Source organism: Nostoc sp. PCC 9305 (assembly GCF_963920915.1).
Taxonomy (GTDB): domain Bacteria; phylum Cyanobacteriota; class Cyanobacteriia; order Cyanobacteriales; family Nostocaceae; genus Nostoc.
Genome location: NZ_CAWUDN010000041.1, coordinates 15,623 through 41,516 on the forward strand (window position 1 = coordinate 15,623; position 25,894 = coordinate 41,516).

Sequence of the window (25,894 nt, forward strand, 5' to 3'; positions counted from 1 at the left end):
TTAGGCTATTTGTATTTAGTCAAGATGTGCCAACTTTCTTTCTCCTTGTCTAACGTTTCACATAGGTTTTCTAGAGGTGTATCAACGACCGTGGCGGCGAAGTGACTATCCGCATTTTACCAAACATCGTTGACAAAAACTCAACTGCGCCCTTCCATGTTCCTGCTACCGATATAATTTTTTAGGGAATGTTGTACTATTTTTTCACTCAATGGCCGATCAAAATTCTTTCTCCCTGCCCTTCTGACCCCCTTATTCCTTGCTACCCTCTCCCTGCCTCTTTTTGGCCTCTTGAAATTAGTTACCTACCTACGTCTATCTATATTAAATTTTTTCAGATTTCTGAGAAAAGTTGTGTCAAATTGTAAAATTTCTGATATTCATATTATTTATAAGGTTCGTGTTTCATGCCTAATTTGCTTCTGTCTATCAGGCAAAAACCCTGAGTAGTGTGATAAGTTAAGAATCATTAAGTTACCACAAGCTAGATTGCTAGCCGATGGTACGTGTAATGTCATAACCCTGAGAAATAATGACTTAACTAGTCAGTAAGCTCTCAGAATCTCAGTTACTTAAAAGCAGTTGAGATTGTCAAAAAAACGTTAATTCCTCATGGCAGTCGGTTACATTGGCTTTCCGTAATGCCTTAGAAACGTTGCAATTTTAGTAAAAAAAGAGGATTTTAGTCCGATGACCATCGCAGTTGGACGCGCCCCTAGTAGAGGGTGGTTTGACGTTCTAGACGACTGGCTCAAGCGCGATCGCTTCGTATTCGTAGGTTGGTCAGGGATACTACTATTCCCCTGCGCCTTCCTAGCACTAGGCGGTTGGCTGACCGGCACCACCTTCGTCACCTCTTGGTATACCCACGGATTAGCCTCCTCCTACTTAGAAGGTGCTAACTTCCTGACAGTGGCAGTATCCACCCCCGCCGACAGCATGGGACACTCCCTATTGCTGTTGTGGGGCCCAGAAGCCCAAGGCGACCTCACCCGTTGGTTCCAATTGGGTGGTTTGTGGCCATTCGTTGCCCTACACGGAGCCTTCGGTTTGATTGGCTTCATGTTGCGGCAATTTGAAATTGCGCGTCTAGTAGGGATACGTCCTTACAACGCTCTGGCTTTCTCCGCTCCCATTGCAGTGTTCGTCAGCGTATTTCTGATGTACCCTTTGGGACAATCTAGCTGGTTCTTTGCACCCAGCTTTGGGGTGGCTGCAATTTTCCGATTCCTGCTATTCCTGCAAGGGTTCCACAACTGGACACTCAACCCCTTCCACATGATGGGTGTTGCGGGTGTATTGGGTGGTGCTTTATTGTGCGCCATTCATGGTGCGACAGTCGAAAATACCTTGTTTGAAGACGGTGATGGTGCTAACACCTTCCGCGCCTTCAATCCCACCCAGTCGGAAGAAACCTACTCAATGGTGACGGCAAACCGTTTCTGGTCACAGATTTTCGGTATTGCTTTCTCTAACAAGCGCTGGTTGCACTTCTTTATGTTGTTCGTACCAGTCACAGGCTTGTGGATGAGCGCCGTCGGCATCGTCGGTTTAGCACTCAACCTGCGGGCTTATGATTTCGTCTCCCAAGAATTGCGGGCGGCGGAAGACCCTGAGTTTGAAACCTTCTATACCAAAAACATTTTGCTGAACGAGGGTATCCGCGCTTGGATGGCTCCTCAAGATCAACCCCACGAACAATTTGTATTCCCTGAGGAGGTATTACCACGTGGTAACGCTCTCTAATAGACCAAATATCTTAGGCGGTGCTGGACGCGACCAAGAATCCACTGGGTTTGCTTGGTGGTCTGGTAACGCACGTTTAATCAACCTATCTGGTAAACTGCTGGGTGCTCACGTTGCCCACGCTGGTTTGATTGTATTCTGGGCTGGAGCGATGACTTTGTTTGAAGTCGCTCACTTCATTCCTGAAAAGCCCATGTACGAACAAGGCTTGATCCTGTTACCTCACCTCGCCACTCAGGGTTGGGGTGTTGGTGCTGGTGGTGAAGTTATCGATACCTTCCCCTACTTTGTTGTTGGTGTACTCCACCTAATTTCCTCAGCCGTCCTTGGCTTTGGCGGTATCTATCATGCCGTTCGTGGCCCAGAAACCTTAGAAGAATATTCTTCTTTCTTTGGTTACGACTGGAAAGACAAGAACAAGATGACCAACATCATCGGGTTCCACCTGATTATTTTGGGATTCGGTGCATTGCTATTGGTAGCAAAGGCAATGTTCTTTGGTGGGTTGTATGACACCTGGGCACCAGGTGGTGGTGATGTTCGGATTATTACCAATCCGACACTGAACCCAGCAGTTATCTTCGGTTATGTAATCAAGTCTCCCTTTGGTGGCGAAGGCTGGATTATCAGCGTCGATAACTTGGAAGATGTGGTCGGTGGTCACATTTGGATTGCCTTTATCTTAATTTCTGGTGGTATTTTCCACATTCTTACTAAGCCTTTTGCTTGGTCGCGTCGTGCATCCATCTGGTCAGGTGAGGCTTATCTCTCCTACAGCTTGGGCGCTCTTTCTCTGATGGGCTTCATTGCCTCAATCTTTGTTTGGTTTAACAACACCGTTTATCCAAGCGAATTCTTCGGCCCTACTGGCCCAGAAGCTTCTCAAGCTCAGGCTTTGACCTTCTTGATTCGTGACCAACGTTTGGGTGCTAACGTCGGTTCTGCCCAAGGCCCTACTGGTCTAGGTAAATACCTGATGCGCTCTCCAACTGGTGAAATCATCTTTGGTGGTGAAACCATGCGTTTCTGGGATTTCCGCGGCCCTTGGTTGGAGCCTCTACGTGGTCCCAATGGTCTTGATTTGGAAAAAATCAAGAACGATATTCAGCCTTGGCAAGCTCGTCGCGCCGCTGAATATATGACCCATGCTCCTCTGGGTTCTCTGAACTCCGTGGGTGGTGTGGCTACCGAAATTAACTCGTTCAACTACGTATCTCCTCGCGCTTGGTTATCAACTTCTCACTTCGTACTAGGATTCTTTTTCCTAGTTGGTCACTTGTGGCACGCTGGTCGCGCACGGGCTGCGGCTGGTGGTTTTGAGAAAGGAATTAACCGCGATACTGAGCCAGTGATGTTTATGGACGACCTAGATTAGGTTGTAAAGTTTATTTCAATCACGGACTATTAATTTAAAGGCTCTTGCATAAAAGCAAGGGCTTTTTTTATAGGAAAATTAGTAATCTATTAATAAAAGTGAGCGATTTGCCAAGGTAACTAATCTATGAATGATGCCAATTTTATTGATGCTTTGCGATGGACATCCGAAGCTAAGGAAAAGTTACAAAATATTCCCTTTTTTGTCCGCTCTCAAGCTAAAGCCAGAATTGAACAGCTGGCTCGCGAAGCAGGACAAGATGTTGTGACTGCTGATTTAGTAGAAGAGGCTAGGCTTGAGTTTGGACAATAAAACATTCTGGAGGTCGTAACAATGACAGTCGCCAAAAATCGAGCAGACCGAGTAATGCTTTATGACATTAGCTGGGAACAGTTTGAAAATCTTCTAAAAGACTTGGGAGAGCATCGGGTAGCAAGGTTAGCTTACGATCGCACTACTTTGGAGATTATGACACCTTTACCTGAACGCGAACATTACAAAGAGGTAATTAGTGATTTAGTCAAAGAAATCGCTGATGTGCTGGATTTAGACTATGAAAGTTATGGCTCGACTACTTGGAAACGAGAAAGCCGAATGGCAGGGTTAGAGTCAGATAACTGCTTTTATTTCCAGAATGAAGCTACGGTTCGGGGTAGATTGGATCTGGACTTGAGACAAGATCCACCGCCTGATTTGGCACTGGAAATTGATGTTACCAGTAAGTCTTTAAATCGTTTTCCCATTTATGCCCGCCTGGGAGTACCAGAACTCTGGTGTTATGATTCCGGTGAACTAAAGATTTACCACCTGCAAGATGGGGAGTATGTCGAGTCAGAGAAGAGTCTAGTGTTTCCTACTTTAGAAATCCGTGATCTGCCGAAACTAATTGAGCAAAATCGGGCAGATGGCAGACGGGCAATTCGTCGGGCAGTGCGTAAGTGGGTAAAGATTGAACTACCCAATCAACGTAATTCATAATTACGAATTACGTTAGCGTAGCGGGGCGTAGCCCATTACGAATTACGAATTACGAATTACGATCGGCTTCCTCCCACATTCATCGCTGTTAAAAAAGCCTTTTGACTCACATCTCTGTAAACTGTATTTAAATACTTCATTACCACATCACTGGAAGTTGAATTTACTGCGCTTTCCTCTTCCTTTGCAAGGGGGATTGCTCCTAATACATCTAATACCGTCTCAGTCGTGGACGGCGCAATCACTACCAAGGATGACTCTAGTGGCTCATTATATTGCCAGAAAGAATCAATTTTTACCGAGTATTTATTATTAGGAATTGACTGTTGAATATCGGGCGTTTCTGTAGTGTTAGGTTGAATCTTGGCACTACGTAATTTACGCAAATCGCTGATAATTTGCTCTTTGGAACGTCCGCGTAATTGAAATAGTACAAAGGGGTCTTCACTGAAGCGATCGCCTAACTGATAGTATATAGCACCAATATGTTTACAGGGATTTGCTTTATCAGGACAAGAGCATTTACTCTGGACATCACCAAGGGTAAATGGAAATATCGAAAGACCATTCGCCGTGAAGACTTCTTCTATATTTTGTGGCATTTCTCCTGCTAGGAGCTTGGCAGCAAAAATTGCCCTTTGAGACATGGTTTCAATGACATAACCCCACTGTTCATCGGTAAAGGGTTCAAGGGAAAGGGAAACTTTATAAGGTTCTACTTCACTACCTTGCACCCTAGCTAATACTTTTGCACCTTTAAATTCGATGCTTAAAACGTTTCCTTGACGAGCATAGTTTCTCGCACGTTCTAAACGCTTTTTAAAGCGATAGGAATCTAGCAAATCTAGCCATTGTTGTGACCACCATTCTCGACTAGCTTGTAATGTGTCATTAGTCATAATAAATTTAAGACCTTAGTAGGTGCCACACTAATTTGGACGGTTTTGTAGTGAGCGCTTTAGCGCTAAAATCAAGGATTCAAGTCCTTATGACAAACTTATTCTGCATCATCGTCAATTACTGCACTGCGGTCGAGTAATAGTAAGTTGCGAAGTTGGTCTGTATCCATTTCAGTTAACCATTCTTCACCAGCACCTACAACTTGTTCTGCTAGTTGTTTCTTACTTTCAATCATGTCATGAATTTTTTCTTCTAAAGTGCCGGTGCAAACAAATTTATGTACTTGTACGTTGCGGGTTTGACCAATGCGAAATACTCTATCTGTGGCTTGATTTTCTACGGCTGGATTCCACCATCTATCAAAGTGGAATACATGATTTGCTCGTGTTAAATTCAGTCCTACTCCACCTGCTTTTAGAGAAAGAATCATAATTGGCGGCCCTTGAGGATCGTGTTGGAAACGGTCGATCATTTCCTCCCTTTGTTTTTTACTGGTGCTGCCATATAAAAAGAATATTTCTCGCCCTAGCTTTTTTTCTAAATAGGGTTTAAGTAATTTACCCCACTCAGCAAATTGTGTGAAGATTAAAGCGCGATCGCCTTCTGCTAAAACTTCTTCTAACATTTCTTCTAGCCGCAGCAGTTTGGCTGAATTATGTGGCTCTAATGTTGCTTGTTTCAAGTATTGGGCTGGATGATTGCAGATTTGTTTGAGTTTGATTAGTAAAGCCAAAATCATCCCTCGGCGTTGCAATCCTTCCGCAGATTCTATCTCTACTAAAGATTGTTCTACAATTTGTTGATAAAGTGCAGCTTGTTCCCCAGTTAAACCGCAAAATACGGTCATTTCTTGCTTATCTGGTAAATCTTGAATGATGTCGCGATCGCTTTTCAATCGCCGCAGTATAAATGGTTGCACTAATGAACGTAACTGAGTCAAAGAAGCTGTATCACCATACTTTTCAATTGGCATAGCAAACCGCCGCTGGAAAAATTGCTTATTGCCTAAATAGCCAGGATTGAGAAAATCTAAAATAGACCAGAGTTCTTGCAGTCTATTTTCTACTGGTGTCCCCGTCAACGCAATACGAAATGTCGCTTCTAATTCTCGCACTGCTTTTGACTGCTTCGCCTCTGGGTTTTTCACATTTTGAGCTTCGTCTAAAACAATTATCTGCCAAGAGACACTTTGCAATGATTTGATATCTCGATGAAGCAGTGAGTAGCTGGTAACGATTAAATCTTGCTTTTTCACGGCTTCTAAAAAGGCTTTCCCTTTTGGGCGTTTGTCACCGTGATATTGCAAAATTTTCAGACTTGGTGCAAATTTATTGACTTCCCTTTCCCAGTTACCTAAAACAGAAGTTGGGCAAACTAATAGAGTTGGATTTTCTAATGCATCTTGTTCTTTCAAGTGCAGCAGAAAAGCAATGAATTGGACGGTGTTATGGCAAATAATATTGTTAGCGACAAAATTATGATGTTCGCTAACTTCAAAGTCATAAACCCATCCATCATAATCTATGTCCTCTATTGATTCTATCCGGCAATAAAATACCTCTTGGTCGAGAAGACATTGTAAAGACTGTCTTGTTAAGCTTAACTGCTCTACATCTAGGTTGCTATATGCCGTCAGGGTTTGATTTGTCCACTTGGAAGGTTTTAGTAGCTGATATTGTTCTTGGGCTTCTCCACTAATCATACGGTTCATTCCAGCTATTACTCGCTGTAAGCTATCTCTAGAAAATTGCTGTGAACCATTAATGTAAACAGTGTTGTGCATCCCAAAATGCCGCAACGGAAGTCCCGTTGCTATGACTGTTTGGGCAACCATATCAGAAGCAGGAATTCCTTCAATATTTGTGTTGCTGACAAGTTGACAAATTTGTTCTAATTTACTCTGTTTTTCTGAGTTATTAAAACCAATTTCTTGGATAAATCTGCGGGCAGAATTTCCTCCAATTACACCAATATAGTAGGTGCGTAAAGTACGAGTTCCATTAGTGGCACACTTCAGTTTGGGTGATATTCGCAACCAAATGCCGAAACGACGCAGCAGTGCAGAAAGTTGCTGAATCAGTAAAGTTGAAGCTGTAGCAATTTCAATACTCCCCATACTCAAAACAACAGCAGATTCAGCATCAAAATAATTTTGTAAAAATATCCGCACACTATCTAAGTCTGCCTGCATAATGAAGGGCGGAATAGATTTTTCTGCCGATAGTTTACCCCAAACATAACCTTTAGCTTCTAAGAATTCCCGATAGGCTTGGCTATTAACTCGAAGAGAAGCAACTCTGTTAGGGAAGGTAGAGATATTAGGGCTGTTAATTTTGAGGTTATAGCGCTTTTGGATGCGTTGGCAAGTTTGGAGTAAATCCTCTAATACTTTGGTATCTTTTTGGGATATTGTGACTCTTCCCACATCGGGTAGTTCATGTCCTTCGGCAATCTGCCAAGCGAGAAACTTGACTAAATCAGGGTCTTGTGGTTGCCCATTCCAAAGGGTTTTACCTGGTACACAAACGTAATCACCTATCTGTAAGTTATTCGTCCAACCTTTACTTGTCAGCAGCTTGTGACGATGAGTAATAGTGATACTATTACCGTCTTCTAGGGTAATTTTTCGTAATTTTTCGCTAACTTGCTGCCGATACAACCGCCTGACATTAGCTGGGACAATTTTGCCAGTTTTTTCATCTATGGAATTAACTATTAATTCCTCTGTGGGGTTAGTCCAAAATCCTTCGCCGTCAAACTCTGTTTCTCTAGCGTGAGTTGTCCAGATTGTCTCGGCTGTGCGTAACAGTCCATTTACATTTATTAGAGTATCATTCGCTACGCATTTACCCAATCCCATATCGTCGGCGAGACACGCGCCTAAGCCCCAACGTTCCAAGAAGGACAGCCAAGCAGCACCACGTTCTTGATAAGGTCGCAACTGCCCTTTAAAGCCTGTTGGTGTGGGTAAAGGTGCGATCGCCTGATTATTGTTTAGCGCCCCAATCAACTCTTGCAATGCCCCAGAAGCATCAAAGCTAACCACTGGTAATTTTTCAATCGCCTGAGTATCCCCTGTACTCAGACGCAAGGCATCTTCCAGGGAAAGCGCCATTTGGTCTTTGCGAGTGGTAAAAAATGTTTGGGCTGTCTTGATATCTTGGGGCCGCAATTCTACCCACTCACCATTAATTTCCACTAGCGGACTATTTAAAGCCACCAGTTTATCAAACTCAGCTTTGGAAATAGTCTGTCCGCCAATTGCTAATTGCCATTGGAAATTTAGTAGACTCTGCAACCCTAAACGTCCTTGCTTTCCTTTTGGGGTTTCGGCAGTAATTTTTAAACCCAAACGATTTGCCCATCCTTCACGATTCGCTAAACTGGGAGGCAAAATAACTCCCAAACCACTGTCTTCCAACCTCCAAGCTACAGCTTTGATAAACTCATAAGCTTGAATGGGGGTAAGACGAGAAGATTGGGGATATTCGGTTTCTAAGCTGGGTGCGTAGGCGCTTTGCGCCTTGTCGCCAGACATCGCTGGATATAATCGGGAAGCTACCCCCAAACCTCGCAAAAATGTTTCCTGTGGTTGCTCAATTGTCCGATTTTCATAAACCAATCTTTCAACTGGATTGTTCCAAATAGTCGCCGCATCCACTAAAAACTCAGGATCGTCAGCCGCTTGCAGAAAATATGCCAATGTCCAATCTGTTTCGCCAGACTCTGGAGAACGCAGTTGAAAACAGGTACGAAATAGAGTTTTAAGAGTTAATTGGGATTGTAGCGGCATAGTCCAAGCCTTCAATGCCGCTTCCAGTCTTTCCACTTCAATAGCATCTGCATTGACTGTATGAGATGCACTAGTTAAGGCTTGCAACCACTGTCGCACCCCAGCTGGTAAAGATGCAGGTTGAGAATCTACCATTTCTCGCACTTGGGCATCTATTGTACTGTTAAGAAATCCCAAAAGTAATTCTTGAGGTTCGGTGGGGAAGTTTACATAGATTGGGCATGGGGCATTAGTTATTAATTCTTCTCCACCCAATCCCTCTTGATAAGTGCGACAAACCAACGGCATGGTTGCAGAAAATTTTTCTAGGCGGGTTCCATCTATTGCACTATCTACGAGTACTTGCCATTTGGCAACAAATGCACCATCTGATTCTCGGTCAATTGTTGGTAAAAACTTACAACGTGAGATTAAATCTAAACTCCATCGGGCAACTTGCGACCAAAAACGTAAATCTCCACCTAAAAAGGCATCTTCTCCTTTAGCAGCATTTAAGGGAACAGCAGCGAGAAATTTTACCGCTTCGCTGGGGTTGAGACAAAAACCCTCAACTCGCCACGGGTGCAAATATTGCGGGGAGTCTGTATTTTCCCCCAAGCTGGCAGAATGTAAAGGGAAAATCGCTGCTGTTCCTTCGCTATTAGCTTCTGGGATATAAGTTGGTAAGGCAATGATTTGAGAGTGCGTTGGCAAACCGATCTCATTGGTACTGGCTGCTTTGCGTGTTCGCCCAGTAGTAGCTATCGCAACTTGGGATTTTTGGATGAAGTTGGTAATTGCCATATTCTGCGATCGCAACCACTCACTCAACTCAACTGATGTCATTGCCAATGGATGTACTGGTATATCTCCAGATCCATTAGACTCGAAATTCACTCGTGGCGATCGCCAAGTTTCCCCCCAAATAAATAAACAACCATTTTGATTTTTTAGTAACCAATTACAGTGTAAAATAGCCATTTGCTAACTACTCAGATTTTCCCAAAACTCTAGAATTAAAATCGCAATTATTCTACTTTTTACATCTTCTCAAGAAGATTTATTGTCCAACATTCTCATATAATAAATATAAATATTTAAGTAATAATTCCACATCAACATTGTTAATAATGAATTTTCCCCTAATTAAAGTCTTAAAAAATGGGATGTTAGTGGAACTGGATTATATGCATCCTCAAGAACAAGAGGTTGTAAGAGCGTTACTCAATGTTGTAATTATTGAAGGTAAAACCTATCCCCAAAAGCAACCTCTATCTCCTACAGAATTTTCAGCTTACTGGTTAAGCAAGGATGCCTTTGTTGTCAGGACATCTGTTGTAGATCCTACACACAAGCCAAAAGAAATATTAGGGGCGTTTTATTTAAAGCCAAACTTTCCCGGTCGGTGTAGCCATATTTGCAACGCTGGTTTTATTGTACAACCTGAGTTACGCGGTCAAGGTTTAGGACGGTTCATGGGAGAGGCTATGCTTGCGATCGCAGCAAACCTGGGCTACGAAGCAGTAATGTTTAATTTGGTCTTTGAGACTAATATACCTTCAATTACACTTTGGCAGTCGTTAGGATTTAAGATTATTGGGCGAATTCCGGGCGCGGCGAAGCTAGAGAATGGGCAGGTAGTAGACGCGCTCATCTTGTATCACACTTTGCGTTAAACGACTTGTCTATCTTTGTATGTACTAGAAGTCAGCCATAGGGCATAAATGTTAGGATTGCCACAGAAAGAGAATAGCGAAAGAGAAGGAAAAAAAACTGAATGGCAGAAGTTGATAAGTCAATATCCTTCGATGGCAGGGATATTCGACTGAAAGTAGGCCTATTAGCTCCCCAGGCAGGTGGGTCGGTTTTGATAGAATCAGGGGATACATCCGTTTTAGTGACGGCTACGCGATCGCAAGCCAGAGAAGGCATTGATTTTCTTCCCCTTACTGTAGATTATGAAGAAAGGCTATATGCCGCAGGTAGGATTCCCGGCGGGATCATGCGGCGTGAAGGTCGTCCACCAGAAAAAACAATTCTCACCAGCCGTCTTATAGACCGTCCCATGCGTCCCTTGTTCCCTTCATGGTTACGGGATGACCTGCAAATTATTGCCTTAACGCTGTCGATGGACGAGTTAGTTCCACCCGATGTGTTAGCAGTTACAGGCGCTTCCATCGCTACCCTGATTGCCCAGATTCCTTTTAATGGGCCAATGGCAGCAGTGCGGGTTGGTTTAGTGGGAGATGATTTCATTATTAACCCCACTTATGCAGAAACCGAAGCTGGAGACTTGGATCTGGTAGTAGCAGGTTCACCACATGGCGTAATCATGGTGGAGGCGGGAGCCAATCAGTTGCCAGAGCGAGATATTCTCGAGGCGATTGACTTTGGTTATGAAGCAGTGCGGGACTTAATCAAAGCGCAGCAAGATTTAATTGCCGAATTGGGTCTAGTAATAGTGCAAGAAGCACCACCAGAAGTAGACCAAACGCTAGAAAATTATATCCGCGATCGCGCCAACGGTCAGATTAAGAAAATCCTGTCTCAATTTAGTTTCACCAAACCGGAACGCGATGCAGCTTTAGATGTCGTCAAGGATGAAATTGCCGCGACGATTAGCGAACTGCCAGAAGAAGACCCCATTCGAGTTGCTGCAACTGCCAATAAGAAGGCACTTGGTAATACTTTTAAAGATATTACCAAACACTTCATGCGGCGACAAATCATCGAAGATAACGTCCGCGTTGATGGTCGTAAACTCGATCAAGTGCGTCCGGTTTCGTGTTTAGTTGATGTTTTACCAAAGCGAGTCCACGGCAGCGGTTTATTTAACCGAGAACTAACTCAGGTATTATCCACTTGTACTCTGGGTACACCTGGGGATGCTCAAAACCTCAATGATGACATGCAGCTAGATCAGCACAAACGTTACCTGCATCATTACAACTTCCCGCCCTTCTCAGTCGGTGAAACCAAGCCAATGCGTGCCCCAGGAAGGCGCGAAATTGGTCACGGGGCATTGGCAGAACGAGCGCTAATACCTGTGTTACCGTCCAAAGAACAATTTCCCTACGTGATTCGCATCGTATCGGAAGTACTTTCTTCCAACGGTTCCACCTCAATGGGTTCAGTCTGCGGTTCTACCCTCGCCTTGATGGATGCTGGTGTACCAATTATCAAACCCGTTAGTGGCGCGGCAATGGGTCTGATTAAGGAAGGGGACGAAGTACGAGTCCTGACCGACATCCAAGGCATTGAAGACTTTTTGGGTGACATGGACTTCAAAGTTGCCGGGACGGATACCGGGATTACCGCCTTACAAATGGATATGAAAATCTCCGGTTTGTCGTTGGAGGTTATTGCCCAAGCCGTCCACCAAGCGAAAGCAGCCCGGTTGCACATTCTCGAGAAAATGCTCGCCTGCATTGACACACCACGGACTGAAACCTCACCTTATGCTCCACGTCTGTTAACAATCAAGATTGATTCAGACATGATTGGTTTGGTAATCGGGCCTGGAGGCAAGACTATTAAGGGAATCACAGAGGAAACTGGTGCAAAAATTGACATCGAAGATGATGGCACCGTGACAATTTCCGCTGTGGATGAGAATAAGGCTAAGAGAGCCAGAAATATCATCCAAGGCATGACCCGCAAGTTGCACGAAGGGGATGTCTATGCAGGACGCATTACTCGGATTATACCGATAGGTGCATTTGTGGAATTTTTGCCTGGAAAAGAAGGCATGATTCACATCTCACAACTAGCTGACTACCGCGTTGGCAAAGTTGAGGATGAAGTAGCGGTAGGCGATGAAGTGATTATCAAAGTGCGCGAAATTGATAACAAAGGTCGCATTAATCTCACTCGTTTGGGTATCCACCCAGATCAAGCAGCAGCAGCAAGAGAAGCAGCGGCGGTGAATCGGTAACTCGATTTGGGATTTTAGATTAGATTAAATCTAAAATCCGCGATGCCTATCGTGAAGGCATCGCCGTATGCTTCTCTAATTTGAAAAATTACGAATTATTTTAATGACTTTTCTAGTGTTTTTGGCTCTGGTAAAAGTTGACCGTCAGCCAAATATGATTCAATCAGCATTTCTAAAACTTCTTGAGCATTTTTGAAAGCTTCTTCGTAAGTATCTCCGTGAGTACGACAAAATCCCCATTCAGGAAGACTCACAACAAAACACTCATCTTCATCAGACCACTGAATAATTATCGTATATTTCATAATATTGGTTGATTTGTTGACGAACTTTTGTGTTGTTCATATTTTTGAAACTCTTTTACTTCTCTAATTCTGCCAACTTCTGTTGAGCAAACTTTCGCACTTGCTCATCTGGATCATTCTCTGCTTTGTCGCTTAACAGTGGTAAAGTCTGGGGATGTTGAGGATATTGCTTGATAATTATCTCCAGTGCAACGCGCCGAGGGTTGGTTTCATAGTTTTGCTCACGCTCAAAGGGGTCATTCACAGCACAGTTGTAGTAAATTTCAAACAACTCAGGCTGATATCTGAAGTCTTTGGCTAATGCTTGGATTGCTGCACTTCGCATATTCCATTGATTATCAGCAGTGGCGCGGTCTTTGAGAATCGAGCGAGTGTCCGGGTCATCTGGGAAATTACTGGCTAATGCTTCGATGGCTGCACGTCGCACATACCATTGATTATCAGCAGTGGTGAGTTCTTTGAGAAACGAGCGGGTTTCCGGGTCATCTTTGAAATTGCTAGCTAATGCTTCGATGGCTACATATCGCACATACCATTGATTATCAGCAGTGGCGCGGTCTTTGATAATCGAGTGGGTATCTGGGTCATCTTTGAAATTACTGGCTAATGCTTGGATGGCTGCACGTCGCATATAATCAGATTTATCAGCAGTGGCGCGGTCTTTGATAATCGAGCGGGTATCTGGGTCATCTGGGAAATTGCTGGCTAATGCTTTGATGGCTGCACGTCGCACATAATCAGATTTATCAGCAGTGGCGTAGTCTTTGATAATCGAGCGGGTGTCCGGGTCATCTGGGAAATTGCTGGCTAATTCTTCGATGACTGCACGTCGCACATACTCAGATTTATCAGCAGTGGCGTAGTCTTTGAGAAACGAGTGGGTGTCTGGGTCATCTTTGAAATTACTGACTAATGCTTCGATGGCTACACATCTGACATTCCATACATTATCAGCAGTGGCGCAGTCTTTGAGAAACGAGCAGATGTCCGGGTCATCTTTGAAATTGCTAGCTAATGCTTCGATGGCTGCACATCTGACACTCCATACATTATCAGCAGTAGCGCGGTCTTTGAGAAACGAGCAGGTGTCCGGGTCATCTTTGAAATTGCTGGCTAATGCTTCGATGGCTGCACCTCGCACATAACCTTGATTATCAGCAGTGGCGAGGTCTTTAAGAAACGAGTGGGTGTCCGGGTCATCTTTGAAATTGCTGACTAATGCTTTAATCGCTACACGCCGCACATTTTCATTATCAGCAGTGGTGAGGTCTTTGAGAAACGAGTGAGTGTCCGGGCGATCTTTAAAATTGTTGACTAATGCTTTAATCGCTGCACGCCGCACGTTTCCATCATCAGCAGTGGTGAGGTTTTTGAGGAATGAGTGGGTGTCCGGGTCATCTTTGAAATTGCTGGCTAATGCTTCGATGGCTGCACTTCTGACATAGTTTTTATTATCAGCAGTAGTGAGGTCTTTGAGAAACGAGCGGGTGTCTGGGTAATCTTTGAAATTGCTGACTAATGCTTCGATGGCTGCATCTCGCACATCCTGATGATTATCAACAGTGGCGCGGTCTTTAAGGCAGTGTAAGGCATCACGGTTATCTTTCCAAATTGCGGCGATTGTTACAACTGCTTGAATGCGAACTTTCTGAACTAGCTTAGTTTCTTCTGCATTGTCATAGGTGTAATAATACCAGAGGTCATATTTGGTTAAGTCTTTTACCTTGCCAAATAATTTATTAGCCACTGGCGCAATCACCGAGCGATTTCTCACTTCTGCAAGACACTTAGCCGCTAAAAACAAGTTGATAAAATTTTCTTCTTCGCCATCTTGTACCATTAAGTAATCAAGAATTTCACCAACAAATTTCGCATCAATCATTCCCGCAATTAGCTGTAATACCTCATGCCAAGTTTCATCTTGCCAGTGTTTGCCAAAAACTTCAGTTTTGAGATCCTCAATTGAAATACTGCCTTCCTTCTCAAACTGCCAGACAAACTCCCAAGCACAGAAATATTCTAAAAATTTTCGATGCAGAAAGGCATTGCTTGCTATCCAGCTAATAAACCATTCCAGCATAATACTCACGCCTGCTAAGTGCTTGACTACGAGTATATACACCAGTCTGAGAAATCTTTCTAGATTTCTGGGTTTTTAGGGAGTGCGAGTCTATTCATGCAAAACTTAAGATTATCTGAATTTATATGCTGCGATCGCACCTCTGTACTACCTGAAGATTTGTTAAAAATAACTAATATACTGTGCATGGATATTAGGAATAATTTTATGGTTCTACAAGTTAACCCCATCCAAAAAGAACCAATTGTTACTTGGGAAGCACTTCCAGCCGACTTCATTTTACCCGACGATCCAGTGGAAAATATTCAACAACCTGCGATCGCAGCTGCGCTTACCGATGCTTTGGGAAGCACAGCACGCATCCAACCTCAAATGCTGATTGGCTCTAACTTTGGACTTGTAGCCACAGTAAACAAAAAAATCGTTGTCAAAGCCCCAGACTGGTTTTACGTTCCTCAAGTGCAGTCTGTAGGAACAAATGTAGTTCGTCGTAGCTATACCCCAAATTTAGAAGGTGCTGCTGTAGCTGTGGTGATGGAATTTCTCTCAGACACAGAAGGTGGAGAATTATCAGTCCGCTCAACTCCACCCTACGGTAAACTTTATTATTACGAAAAGATTCTCCAAGTTCCAACCTACGTAACCTACGACCCTTACGAACCAAGTCTAGAAATACGCTGCTTGCAAAATGGACAATATACTTTGCAGCAAGCAGACGCTAATGGACGTTACTGGATTCCTGAGTTAGAGTTATTTCTCGGAATTTGGCAAGGTGAAAGATTATGCCAAACCATGAATTGGCTGCGCTGGTGGGATACAGAAGGAAATTTACTGTTGTGGAGCAGCGAACAAGCCCAACAAGAACGCCAACGCGCTGAACAAGAACGCCAACGCGCTGAACAAGAACGTCAATGTGCTGAACAGGAAAGCCAACGTGCTAAACAGGAACGCCAACGTGCCGAACAAGAGCGCCAACGTGCTGATATATTAGCAGCTAAGTTACGTGAGCTAGGTATTGACCCTGATGCGACACCGATAGCGTAGCGGTAGCGAGTCCGCGAGCGTCATAGCCCGTCGTAGACATCGCATAACCTAAACAAATGCTGGGAATAATAATTTTGGGACATCAGCACCAAAATTCTATGAAACAGCAAAAAAATCTGTTCAGCCATCTGACTGCGATCGAAAGAAATTATCTATCATTTCCGGGACAGTTTTTGTTAAATCAAAACCTTCTCCAAGGCAAAATACTAGACTTTGGTTGTGGTCTTGGTAATGATGTTAAAATATTGCGCCAAAAAGGCTGTGATATTACAGGCTATGACCCTTATTATTTTCCAGAATATCCTGATACTAAATTTGATACAATAATTTGCTTTTATGTTTTAAATGTTTTATTTACCGAAGAACAAACTAATGTTCTTATGGAAGTATCGCATTTATTAAAACCAGGAGGTAAAGCTTATTATGCTGTAAGAAGAGATATCAAAAAAGCAGGATTTAGAGAACATTATATTCACAAAAAACCTACTTATCAGTGTATTGTCAAACTGCCCTTTACTTCACTTTGTTTAGATGAGCATCGTGAATTATATGAGTACGTTCACTACAATCATCAGCGTAATTCATCTAATTATTGTATATTCTGTAATCCACATAAAAGTCTGAAACTATTAACTGAATCAGCAACTGCTTATGCTATTTTTGATGGCTATCCTATAAGTAAAGGACATATTTTGATTATTCCCAAACGTCATGTTGGCAGTTATTTTGAACTACCATTTAAAGAGCAATCTGCTTGCTGGTTTATGGTTAACAAAGTACAAGAAATTCTCAAAACAGAATTTGAACCTGATGGCTTTAATATAGGAATGAACATCAATCGAGCCGCAGGTCAAAATATTATGCACGCCAGTATTCATATTATCCCTCGTTACAAAGGTGATACTGTTGGCTCTAAAAGTGGAATCAGAAACGTTATTCCTAAAAAGCAATAGTTTTTTACTGATAGCTTCCAGTAGCAAATCTTAATTTATGTAAAATGCATAAATGTGAAAAACCTGATTTTCAGTCTTGTTGAAAATATTGCAAAATATTTCAGTTAATCCAGATTATCTGGATCTATTCCCAACGCTCTTAATTGTTCTGTCAATTGTTGCACCCGAAGTTCTGCTTGTTGAGCGCGTTGTGCTTCTTGTTGAGCGCGTTGTGTCTCTTGTTTTACTTGTTCTGCGGGTGTGAGATACCGTTGTCCTTGCTCATCATACCAATACATCCATTCTCGCGTTACACCGCAATAATTTCCCCTTTCGCAACCAATTCCTAAGCCAATTTCTGGTAGCCAAACGGGGTTTCCCTCTTGCAATTGATACTTACCATTAACTAACTTATGTACTTCCAGATGCGGTTTGCGGCGGCGACGAGAGGAATAAATTACGTAATAAAGTACACCCAAAGCCTCATATTCAGCCAATTTAGTAGTATACTCCTTGCGATAATTTTGGGAAACTACTTCTAGGACGAAAATCGGTACAACATTTTCATCCCACAGCACATAACTGGGACGCAGTTCCTCATCATAAAACCGCTCTACTCCTAAGCTCAAAAACCCATCTGGCACAATGGGCGGTTTATCTGGGTGATAATAAATACCCATATCTATGGCAAAGAGCCAATCCATGCGTTCTGCCCAAAGTATCAGCAGAATCGACTTCAGCAAGCCTGGTATTAATTCTTGCAGTTCATTATCCACAGGCGTTTCATCTGAGTCTGGTAGTTCCTCGGCTGAGGGCAAGTACCTTGGCAAGTTGTACTCTAACATGGCTGGTTTCCCCAAAACTCAAAGGATATTTGGCTCTATTTGGCTCACCAGAATTATAGCGATTTATCTGCTAGCGATGTCTTCGCAGAAATTCAGTCGTTAGTGCATATTTTTGTTCTAGAGACTTCCAAATAAAAAAATACTCAACTAATTCTTGTGGGGTGAGCAACATGAGCGCCGATGTACAATATACAAGGGCGGGCGAGACGCCCACCCCACAAGATTGGGTAATTTATTTGTTGGAAGTCCCCTACCTAATTTACTTGCACACGATAAATAACCATCTTGATCTTTTTGGTTATTTTATGGCCAAAGTTACAAGAGCGATTTGGATTCAAGTTGCGATCGCCCATTACCATGATGTACTAAGGCTGCCGTTCCATGTTCTGAAGCACGTAACTCTTTGTCAGAGATTTGTGGCTCCTTGCTATAGACCGAACTTAGTAAGATATTCAGAACTCCACTTGTTTCAGCTTGACTGACGGCGCGATGTGTAATCAATTCACCTACATTCAATATCACGTTGTCTTCTGGATCGAGAATGACACGGGTAACTGGACGACCCAATGCTTGTTCAATCCGTTGATTTTTCATTGCCCGTCTGCTACGTCTTTGTAACTTTTCTGCCTTCGCTTTCAAGGCTTGCCAGAAAGTGTTGAGATTCTCTTGAGCGATGCTTACTCGATCGTCCAGTTGAACTTTGTTTTCTAACCATCTGTCACTTGCAGTAGAACGGACTGCGGTTGCCAGATTCAGACCGACAGCGTTCAGCAATTCTGCTTCTTTAGCGTAAATCTGAGCGCGATCGAGGAGGGATTCCGTCACAATCTGTCCAGATGCCGCAATAATTAAGCCATCGTCAGTACGCACTGTTCGCAGGACTCTGCGTCCTCTTGCCTGCTGGATCGCTACATTTGCTGCCAAGGAATCAACTGAGTGACGCAGACTAGTAGCGCTGCTCTGAGTGACGCTCCCAATTCGATTGCCAACAGATTCTGTTGCTACTTGTAAATTGCGGCTGATGTTGGCAGTCAGACTGCCACCCGTGGCTCGATAGAGTTCATCAAGGATACCCAGGCGATCGCCCGCTTCTGCATTGACGAGGGTGACTTCTTGACCCTTTAGTAGCAGTACATTTCCATCTGGAGTCAGCACATCCCGCTCCACACACTTACCAATCACATATACCTTTTGTTCGGCAGGAGCGACCAAATTGTTTGTCAGGGAAGCAGTTGCATCTCGATTGAAGTCTTGTAGTTTGCTGCTAGTAGCATCAGTTGCGGCAAGGAATTGCTCGCCTGCATTCTGGCTTGCTGACTGTAGCCCGCGGTTTACTTTCTCTACCGAGCTTTGCAGTTGCTCGTTCACAGTTTGAGCTGCTGTTTGTAGTCTGCGGTTGGTAGTCTGGGCTGAGTCCTGCAATTTATCTCCAGTTGCCTGAACGGCTCCTCGGATACCACCAACCTGTTCTTCCATCAGTTGAGCAGTTTCTGGAGGTACAAAGGCAACATCATCACCAATTTTCAGTGCTTCGCTAGCAGGAACGAACGATCGCCCCGAATAAGCATCGGCAAATACACCGCCAGAAACTTCGTATCCTTCCACCATTCCACTATGCTCATCGAAGAACAAATCGACCAATCCACCGAGGTCGAGTCCTTCTGTAGTGAGAATTCTCTTTTTTCTCAACACGATATTCTGGTGCAGAATCTCTTTAATTACAGGGACACGATGTGCCTTCACAACAGATTCTTTCGAGTTAACTACGATCGCATCTGACCCGATGGCTTGTACCTCTTGTAGAGGAATCACTTTTGCGTCTCGAAACAATCCCTTCTCTGCAACTAGAAAACCCAAAAGTTGATTGCGTTCCCGATCAAAAATTAAATCTATAATTCGGACAATTTTCTTACCTGTGTCGTAGGTGACGACCACTTTATCGATAATATCACTACCTTTAAGCATTATATATATCCCTGGTATTTTTATTGATTTGGTTGTTGAATCATTTGTTCGTTAGTCGCCTGAAACTTCAGCTGAAAATATCGTCCCTCTCGTCCAAAACCGGGAACTATATCAATCACACCAAAGTATTCGGAAAGTACCCCAAATATTGCGAGCAGAATGATTAAGCTGGTGATATTTGCTCCAGTATTAGAGCGTTGTCCTACGAGTCTAGGCATTTGTTGTTGTTTGTTATTGCTAACCTTACTGAAAAAATCATACAAGATTATTGACATATCTTTATCTGCAATCTGCCTTGATTAAGTTGAATCTTTAGGAATAAAAAAATCAAAATAACTTTTTCCAAAGATAGATAATATCCTCCTTGCCTTCAAGCTTTTGGAAGTAAATATTTTTAGTTTTAGCTTCAATATTATTGAATGACTTAAAAGATGATTTTAGTTAATTGAGCTTTATTCATCTTCAAGAGAACATCAAACTTCCCAGAAAGCTTTCACGACTTACTTAGACTCTTGCACAAACATTTTATGGTAAGATGAGGAATTAACCAAAAAGCTAACTCTGGTAATATACGATACGAACAACTCAAAAGCCGATCGGTTGGTAAATTTAAACGCCTGTTTGGGATAAAAGTTGCAATATCTTGCTTTGACTAAGGGATACCACTTGTGGTATTTAGAAATAGCCAAGATTTGATAGATATAATAGTTACTCGCTCGTTTCGTGGTTGTCTATAGCATTGCCCGATCTAAAGTTGCAGCCCAGTCAAGAATACAGGCATTTTTACCCCATTCAGAAAGTTGCTTCAGCCGAGAAAATTTTGGTAACTCTTAACTATTAATAAATATATCGGTGCTTAGTGCTATTCATGCTTTATATTTAGCGACAGGATGATGCAAATAGCCACTCACCTTCAAATACTTAGGAGGCAGTATCCACTGGAAGCAACTAATGCTTTGATACCACCACCAGATAGTGTAAGTTAAGGTTAAGTCGATATTCAAACGAATAATTTTTGCTGAATTGCGACAGATAAAGACTAAACTAAAAAGTCTTGTGCAGCAAAACCTGTAGCTTTAAATGAAGTAATCATGTCTAAGGTTCTTGTCTCTGATTCGATTGACCAAGCTGGAATTGACATTCTTTCGCAAGTTGCAACCGTTGATGTCAAACTAGGTCTAAAACCAGCGGAACTGATCGCAATTATTGGTGAGTATGACGCGTTGATGATTCGCTCTGGTACGCGCGTCACTCAAGAAATCATTGATGCCGGCACCCAGCTAAAAATCATCGGTCGTGCGGGTGTGGGTGTGGATAATGTGGATGTTCCCGCTGCCACACGCCGGGGAATTGTGGTAGTCAATTCTCCAGAGGGAAATACAATTGCCGCCGCTGAACACGCGCTAGCAATGATTTTGGCTTTGTCTCGCCACATCCCCGATGCTAACGCCTCGGTGAAACGCGGTGCGTGGGATCGCAATAGCTTTGTTGGCGCGGAAGTCTACAAAAAAACTCTCGGCGTTGTCGGTTTGGGTAAAATTGGCTCCCATGTTGCGGCTGTAGCTAAGACAATGGGGATGAAACTCCTAGCTTATGACCCATTTATTTCTACCGAACGAGCGGAACAACTTGGCTGTCAGTTAGTGGAACTAGATTTACTCTTCCAGCAAGCAGACTATATCACCCTCCACATCCCGAAAACCCCAGAAACTACCCACTTAATCAATGCCACAACCTTGGCAAAGATGAAACCCACAGCTCGGATTATCAACTGCGCTCGTGGTGGAATCATTGATGAAGTAGCTTTAGCGGCAGCTCTGAAAGCGGGTAAAATTGGGGGTGCAGCCTTGGATGTGTTCGAGTCAGAACCACTGGGTGAATCGGAATTGCGATCGCTAGGTAAAGAAGTTATCCTCACTCCCCACTTAGGAGCCTCTACTACAGAAGCTCAAGTGAATGTGGCCATTGATGTTGCCGAACAAATTCGCGATGTCCTTTTAGGACTACCAGCACGTTCAGCCGTCAACATTCCTGGACTCGGCCCCGATGTGTTGGAAGAACTCAAACCCTATATGCAACTAGCAGAAACTCTCGGTAATCTGGTAGGACAGCTAGCTGGTGGAAGGGTGGAAGTACTCAATATTCGACTGCAAGGGGAACTCGCGACTAACAAAAGTCAGCCTTTAATAGTCGCTGCCCTCAAAGGACTACTTTACCAAGCTTTGCGGGAACGAGTAAATTACGTAAATGCCAGCATAGAAGCCAAAGAACGCGGAATTCGGGTAATTGAAACCCGCGATGCTTCGATTCGAGACTATGCCGGCACACTGCATCTAGAAGCCACGGGTACTTTAGGTACTCATTCTGTTACAGGTGCTTTGTTGGGTGAGCGGGAAATCCACCTCACCGACGTTGATGGTTTCCCGATTAACGTCCCACCCAGCAAATATATGTTGTTTACCCTGCACCGCGATATGCCGGGGATCATCGGCAAACTTGGTTCCCTACTCGGCAGTTTTAATGTGAATATTGCCAGTATGCAAGTAGGTCGTAAAATCGTCCGTGGTGATGCCGTCATGGCTCTGAGTATAGATGACCCTTTACCAGAGGGCATTTTGGATGAGATTATAAAAGTCCCTGGTATCCGAGACGCTTATACAGTAACACTATGAGTGCTGAGTGAAAAAAGTTAGGAGTGAATAGTGAGGAGTTAGAAGTTAAACAGGAGAACTCCTAACTCCTAACTCCTAACTCCTAACTCATAACTCTGTTAAACTCAGCACTCAAAAATGGCAAACACCTGGTGGGAACTGAATATTTTATGTGAGCCAGACCTAGAAGAATCGATCTTTTGGCGACTGGAAGATTTTGGCTGTCGTGGTACAGCTAGTGAAAATAAAGGAAATTCATCTTTAGTCAGGGCTTATCTGCCGACAATTCAAACGCAGCTGCTAGATTTGGCAGCGCTGTCGCTATGGCTGCGTCAAGATGCCCTCTGTGTAGGAGTTCCATCTCCTTCTTTGCAATGGCAGTTAATTGACGAGGAAGATTGGGCAACTAGCTGGAAACAATATTGGCATCCGCAGGAAATAGGCGATCGCTTCCTAATTAACCCCGCTTGGCTACCATTACCAGAAACAACGGAACGGTTAGTAATTCGCCTCGATCCTGGTGTAGCATTTGGTACAGGCAACCATGCCACCACTCAGCTATGTTTGGAATCCCTGGAAATGCGGCTAAGTGGAGTTTCGCAGTCGTTTGTGGGTAATAGTGGCAAACATGAACATCTGGTAATTGCGGATATTGGCTGTGGTTCTGGTATCCTTTCCATTGGGGCGCTGTTACTGGGTGCAGAGAAAGTCTATGCAGTAGATAATGACCCTTTGGCGGTGCAATCAACTATCAGTAATGGTGCGCTGAATGATATTAACCCAGAACGTTTACTACCTGCACTGGGAAGTGTAGACGTTTTGACAAAACTAATTGCAAGCCCAGTGGATGGTATTGTCTGCAATATTTTGGCTCATGTGATTATTGAATTGATTCCAGAAATGAGTGCGATCGCTAAACCTGAAACTTGGGCAATCTTCAGTGGTATTTTACTAGAACAATCTAAAGCTGTTGCTGACGCTTTAGAAGAAAATGGCTGGGTTGTTGCTACCCTGTGGAAACGCAAAGAATGGTGTTGCTTGAATGTACGGCGTTCTTAACCCAGTAGAAATTATCGCAATCCGCAGATCCCCGACTTCTTAAAGAAGTCGGGGATCTTTAAGTAAGTGACATAATATATAGATTACCCACTATTGACTTTTGAAACTAGCGATGAAAGAACGGCTACAAATCCACAAAAAAGCTGACTCATCCGCTTATTCGTCAGAGCAAAGTCAGTTGCGAGCGCATTTATTAACTAACCACTCTCAATTTGGCTCCAGCAAGCCTATAGTACAGGCAAAGGTAGAAAATCATAAATTTCAACAATATCAGTTTGAGGCAACGAAACTCCAAATACAAGCCAAGCATGGCACGATTACGCCAGAGGGACAAGAGCGACTCACTGTCTTGCAAACAAAGATGAGTGAGTCTTTGCAGCAAGGGAAGGAACACTCTTCGCAGTTTGGTCATAACCTGAGCAAAATGGCGATAAAACGTGCTGATAGCTTGTCAATAGGAGAAATACAGCCAAAACTGACTATTGGTCAATCAGGAGATCGATATGAGCAAGAGGCGGATAGTGTCGCTACTTCTGTAGTCAACCAAATTAATCGATCTCCTCTGCAAAATCAGGACGCACAACAGACGATACCAGCTAATAAGAACGAACAAGCAAAGTCTGAAGAAATATTAGCAGCAAATAACTCAGCAGATAAAAAACAAAAATTTCTACAAGAATATTCACTAGCCAAAACACTAGTCAATGGTATAGATGACAAATTACCACAAGATAAAATACTGGAACAACTTTTCAAAAACTTTGTAAATATCCAATTTCAATACACAATGGTGAGCAAGAGTCCAGAAACGCTCTTAAAAGGCTCTCCAGAAGGAGATTGTCAGACATTAGCTCGTACTTTTAAAAAAGTTGCAGAAGAATATTTTGGCATTGAAAAAGTAACAATTGAAAGTATCGCTAAACCTTTTTTGAGTGAAGCTGGACTAACCCCATACCAAGGGAAAAAGCCTAATTGTGATGATGGAAAACGATGGTTTTTCCAAAACCATTATTGGGCTAGCTGGAATGGGAAAATTTATGATGTTTTATTCCTCAGCAATAAACGAACCGAAGCTGATATGGCAAAACAGGTGCAACCACTCACATCAATGTTGATGCCTGAACAAGAATACTATCAAACAGAAAAAGGAAAAATTGTATATCCAATTGTTAATAAGTATTCCACTGTAGAGGTTTCGATATTTGAAAAACTGAAAAACTTTGTTAATAATCTCGGTCAGTTTTTCTCGAATAGTATGAGTGTGATAATCAATAAAATTCGGTCTTTATTTGCCCAAAGCGGAAACAATACCAGTGGTTTTGATTCTCTAATGAGAGAACTTGAACACGATAAAAATAATAGTGCGATCGCAAACAATCAAACTCAATAATTCCAACTCGATATTGTAGTGTGGAAATTGCTCAAAAATTTTGGCAGTAGGGGTACGACAAAGCTCAGGGCAACGCAAGCTCTGTTACCACCGCAGGCATCGCTATCTTTGGTTTCAGAAATAATGGTGGGAAATGATGCAGAATCAAGATATCCAGAATCAATCTTTCAGTGCCCCCATGACCACTATTAAGGAACAACTCATTGCTGCGATCGAAACCGCTCCAGAATCGATTCTAGAGGAAACTCTCGACTATCTTGAATATCTCAAAACCAGAAAAAATAGCTCTGGTATTAAACCAGCAAGTGCCATTATCCAAGACGGGGAACCAATACTGCGTGGCTCCAAAGCTAAAGATTTGCTGAAATTTGCTGGTACCTGGCAAGGTGATGACTTTGAAAAATGTCTCCAGTCTGTTTATGACACCCGCTCACAGGCTGAATTCTGATGTATCTGCTTGACACTAATCACTGTAGTCGCATCATTTTCGGTGAACCCAATCTCATGCAACAGCTACAAGCCCATAGCGAAACGGGCGTTGGCACCAGTGTCATTGTCTGTGGAGAACTACTTTATATGGCAGCCAAATCTGAACAAAAAGCCGCCAACCTCGAACGGATTAAGGCTTTTCTAAACACTATCGACCTTTACCCGATTAATCTACCAATCTCAGACATTTACGGCGATCTCAAAGGCACACTTGTCAACGCATTTGGCCCTAAAGAGAAAGCCGAGCGACGAAAATTCAACATACAGACTCTGGGCTTTGGGGATAACGACCTTTGGATAGCAGCTACTGCAATTCACTACAACCTCACAGTAGTCTCAACGGACAATGATTTCCAACGTATTTACCAGGTTCGCCCTTTCGCTTTAGAGTCTTGGGTTTGAACAGCAATATCCAGCTTACTAACTTGC

20 protein-coding genes are annotated in these 25,894 nt (G+C 43.1%); 13 read left to right on the forward strand and 7 right to left on the reverse strand.

Annotated features, from left to right (window positions below):
* Positions 1-690: 690 nt before the first annotated feature.
* The 4 genes from psbD to ACM0OX_RS16990 all read left to right on the forward strand — a co-directional run bounded on the left by psbD (position 691) and on the right by ACM0OX_RS16990 (position 4,099).
* The gene (psbD, locus tag ACM0OX_RS16975) at positions 691-1,746 is read left to right on the forward strand and encodes a photosystem II D2 protein (photosystem q(a) protein) (RefSeq protein WP_012409998.1); all 1,056 of its coding nucleotides are present in this window, start codon (positions 691-693) and stop codon (positions 1,744-1,746) included.
* Positions 1,730-3,121 (forward strand): photosystem II reaction center protein CP43, encoded by a 1,392-nt coding sequence (gene psbC, locus ACM0OX_RS16980; RefSeq protein ID WP_335183407.1) that lies wholly within the window; start codon positions 1,730-1,732, stop codon positions 3,119-3,121. Before psbD ends, psbC begins: the two co-directional genes overlap by 17 nt.
* 126 nt (positions 3,122-3,247) lie before the next feature.
* Positions 3,248-3,433, forward strand: coding sequence for a PCP reductase family protein (locus ACM0OX_RS16985; RefSeq protein ID WP_334720569.1), 186 nt, complete (start codon positions 3,248-3,250; stop codon positions 3,431-3,433).
* 21 nt (positions 3,434-3,454) lie between these two features.
* Positions 3,455-4,099, forward strand: a complete 645-nt coding sequence (locus ACM0OX_RS16990) for a Uma2 family endonuclease (protein WP_414516283.1) — start codon at positions 3,455-3,457, stop codon at positions 4,097-4,099.
* A 56-nt stretch (positions 4,100-4,155) separates the two neighbouring features.
* Here ACM0OX_RS16990 and ACM0OX_RS16995 read toward each other — a convergent pair whose 3' ends face one another.
* A complete protein-coding gene (locus ACM0OX_RS16995; RefSeq protein ID WP_414516284.1) occupies positions 4,156-4,998 on the reverse strand; it encodes an SWIM zinc finger family protein in 843 nt (280 codons plus the stop codon).
* Positions 4,999-5,096: 98 nt separating this feature from the next.
* Entirely contained in the window at positions 5,097-9,752 is a 4,656-nt protein-coding gene (locus tag ACM0OX_RS17000; protein ID WP_414516285.1) for an SNF2-related protein, read from the reverse strand.
* Between the two features lie 149 nt (positions 9,753-9,901).
* Here ACM0OX_RS17000 and ACM0OX_RS17005 point away from each other — a divergent pair, with 149 nt between their 5' ends.
* Together ACM0OX_RS17005 and ACM0OX_RS17010 are read left to right on the forward strand one after the other, a co-directional pair.
* A complete protein-coding gene (locus ACM0OX_RS17005) occupies positions 9,902-10,447 on the forward strand; it encodes an N-acetyltransferase family protein (protein WP_414516286.1) in 546 nt (181 codons plus the stop codon).
* Between the two features lie 101 nt (positions 10,448-10,548).
* Complete coding sequence (locus ACM0OX_RS17010; RefSeq protein WP_414516287.1) at positions 10,549-12,705, forward strand: polyribonucleotide nucleotidyltransferase; 2,157 nt, start codon at positions 10,549-10,551, stop codon at positions 12,703-12,705.
* 95 nt (positions 12,706-12,800) lie between these two features.
* On the opposite strand, the gene ACM0OX_RS17015 is transcribed toward ACM0OX_RS17010, so the two are convergent.
* Positions 12,801-13,010, reverse strand: coding sequence for a type II toxin-antitoxin system HicB family antitoxin (locus ACM0OX_RS17015; protein ID WP_414516288.1), 210 nt, complete (start codon positions 13,008-13,010; stop codon positions 12,801-12,803).
* Between the two features lie 55 nt (positions 13,011-13,065).
* Positions 13,066-15,132 carry a HEAT repeat domain-containing protein gene (locus tag ACM0OX_RS17020; RefSeq protein WP_414516289.1) on the reverse strand — a complete coding sequence of 689 codons (2,067 nt, stop codon included), beginning with the start codon at positions 15,130-15,132 and terminating at the stop codon, positions 13,066-13,068.
* A 165-nt stretch (positions 15,133-15,297) separates the two neighbouring features.
* Here ACM0OX_RS17020 and ACM0OX_RS17025 point away from each other — a divergent pair, with 165 nt between their 5' ends.
* A complete protein-coding gene (locus ACM0OX_RS17025; protein ID WP_414516312.1) occupies positions 15,298-16,134 on the forward strand; it encodes a Uma2 family endonuclease in 837 nt (278 codons plus the stop codon).
* Positions 16,135-16,232: 98 nt separating this feature from the next.
* Positions 16,233-17,087 carry a bifunctional class I SAM-dependent methyltransferase/HIT family protein gene (locus tag ACM0OX_RS17030; protein ID WP_414516290.1) on the forward strand — a complete coding sequence of 285 codons (855 nt, stop codon included), beginning with the start codon at positions 16,233-16,235 and terminating at the stop codon, positions 17,085-17,087.
* Between the two features lie 104 nt (positions 17,088-17,191).
* Here the strand turns inward: ACM0OX_RS17030 and ACM0OX_RS17035 are convergent, their stop codons facing one another.
* The 3 genes from ACM0OX_RS17035 to ACM0OX_RS17045 form a co-directional block, all read right to left on the reverse strand.
* Positions 17,192-17,911, reverse strand: a complete 720-nt coding sequence (locus ACM0OX_RS17035; protein WP_414516291.1) for a Uma2 family endonuclease — start codon at positions 17,909-17,911, stop codon at positions 17,192-17,194.
* A gap of 315 nt (positions 17,912-18,226) precedes the next feature.
* Positions 18,227-19,876, reverse strand: coding sequence for a PRC-barrel domain-containing protein (locus ACM0OX_RS17040; RefSeq protein WP_414516292.1), 1,650 nt, complete (start codon positions 19,874-19,876; stop codon positions 18,227-18,229).
* Between the two features lie 20 nt (positions 19,877-19,896).
* Positions 19,897-20,094 carry a hypothetical protein gene (locus tag ACM0OX_RS17045; RefSeq protein WP_094350974.1) on the reverse strand — a complete coding sequence of 66 codons (198 nt, stop codon included), beginning with the start codon at positions 20,092-20,094 and terminating at the stop codon, positions 19,897-19,899.
* Between the two features lie 873 nt (positions 20,095-20,967).
* On the opposite strand from ACM0OX_RS17045, the gene serA reads away from it, so the two are divergent.
* The 5 genes from serA (at position 20,968) to ACM0OX_RS17070 (ending at position 25,867) form a co-directional block, all read left to right on the forward strand.
* Positions 20,968-22,548, forward strand: a complete 1,581-nt coding sequence (gene serA, locus ACM0OX_RS17050; protein WP_335044611.1) for a phosphoglycerate dehydrogenase — start codon at positions 20,968-20,970, stop codon at positions 22,546-22,548.
* A 117-nt stretch (positions 22,549-22,665) separates the two neighbouring features.
* Positions 22,666-23,586, forward strand: a complete 921-nt coding sequence (gene prmA / locus ACM0OX_RS17055) for a 50S ribosomal protein L11 methyltransferase (protein ID WP_414516293.1) — start codon at positions 22,666-22,668, stop codon at positions 23,584-23,586.
* Between the two features lie 112 nt (positions 23,587-23,698).
* Positions 23,699-24,976: a hypothetical protein gene (locus tag ACM0OX_RS17060; RefSeq protein ID WP_414516294.1), complete on the forward strand. Its 1,278-nt coding sequence runs from the start codon at positions 23,699-23,701 to the stop codon at positions 24,974-24,976.
* A gap of 178 nt (positions 24,977-25,154) precedes the next feature.
* A complete protein-coding gene (locus tag ACM0OX_RS17065) occupies positions 25,155-25,424 on the forward strand; it encodes a hypothetical protein (RefSeq protein WP_414516313.1) in 270 nt (89 codons plus the stop codon).
* Positions 25,424-25,867, forward strand: a complete 444-nt coding sequence (locus ACM0OX_RS17070) for a type II toxin-antitoxin system VapC family toxin (protein WP_414516295.1) — start codon at positions 25,424-25,426, stop codon at positions 25,865-25,867. The genes ACM0OX_RS17065 and ACM0OX_RS17070 overlap by 1 nt, the downstream gene beginning before the upstream one ends.
* Positions 25,868-25,894: the final 27 nt, after the last annotated feature.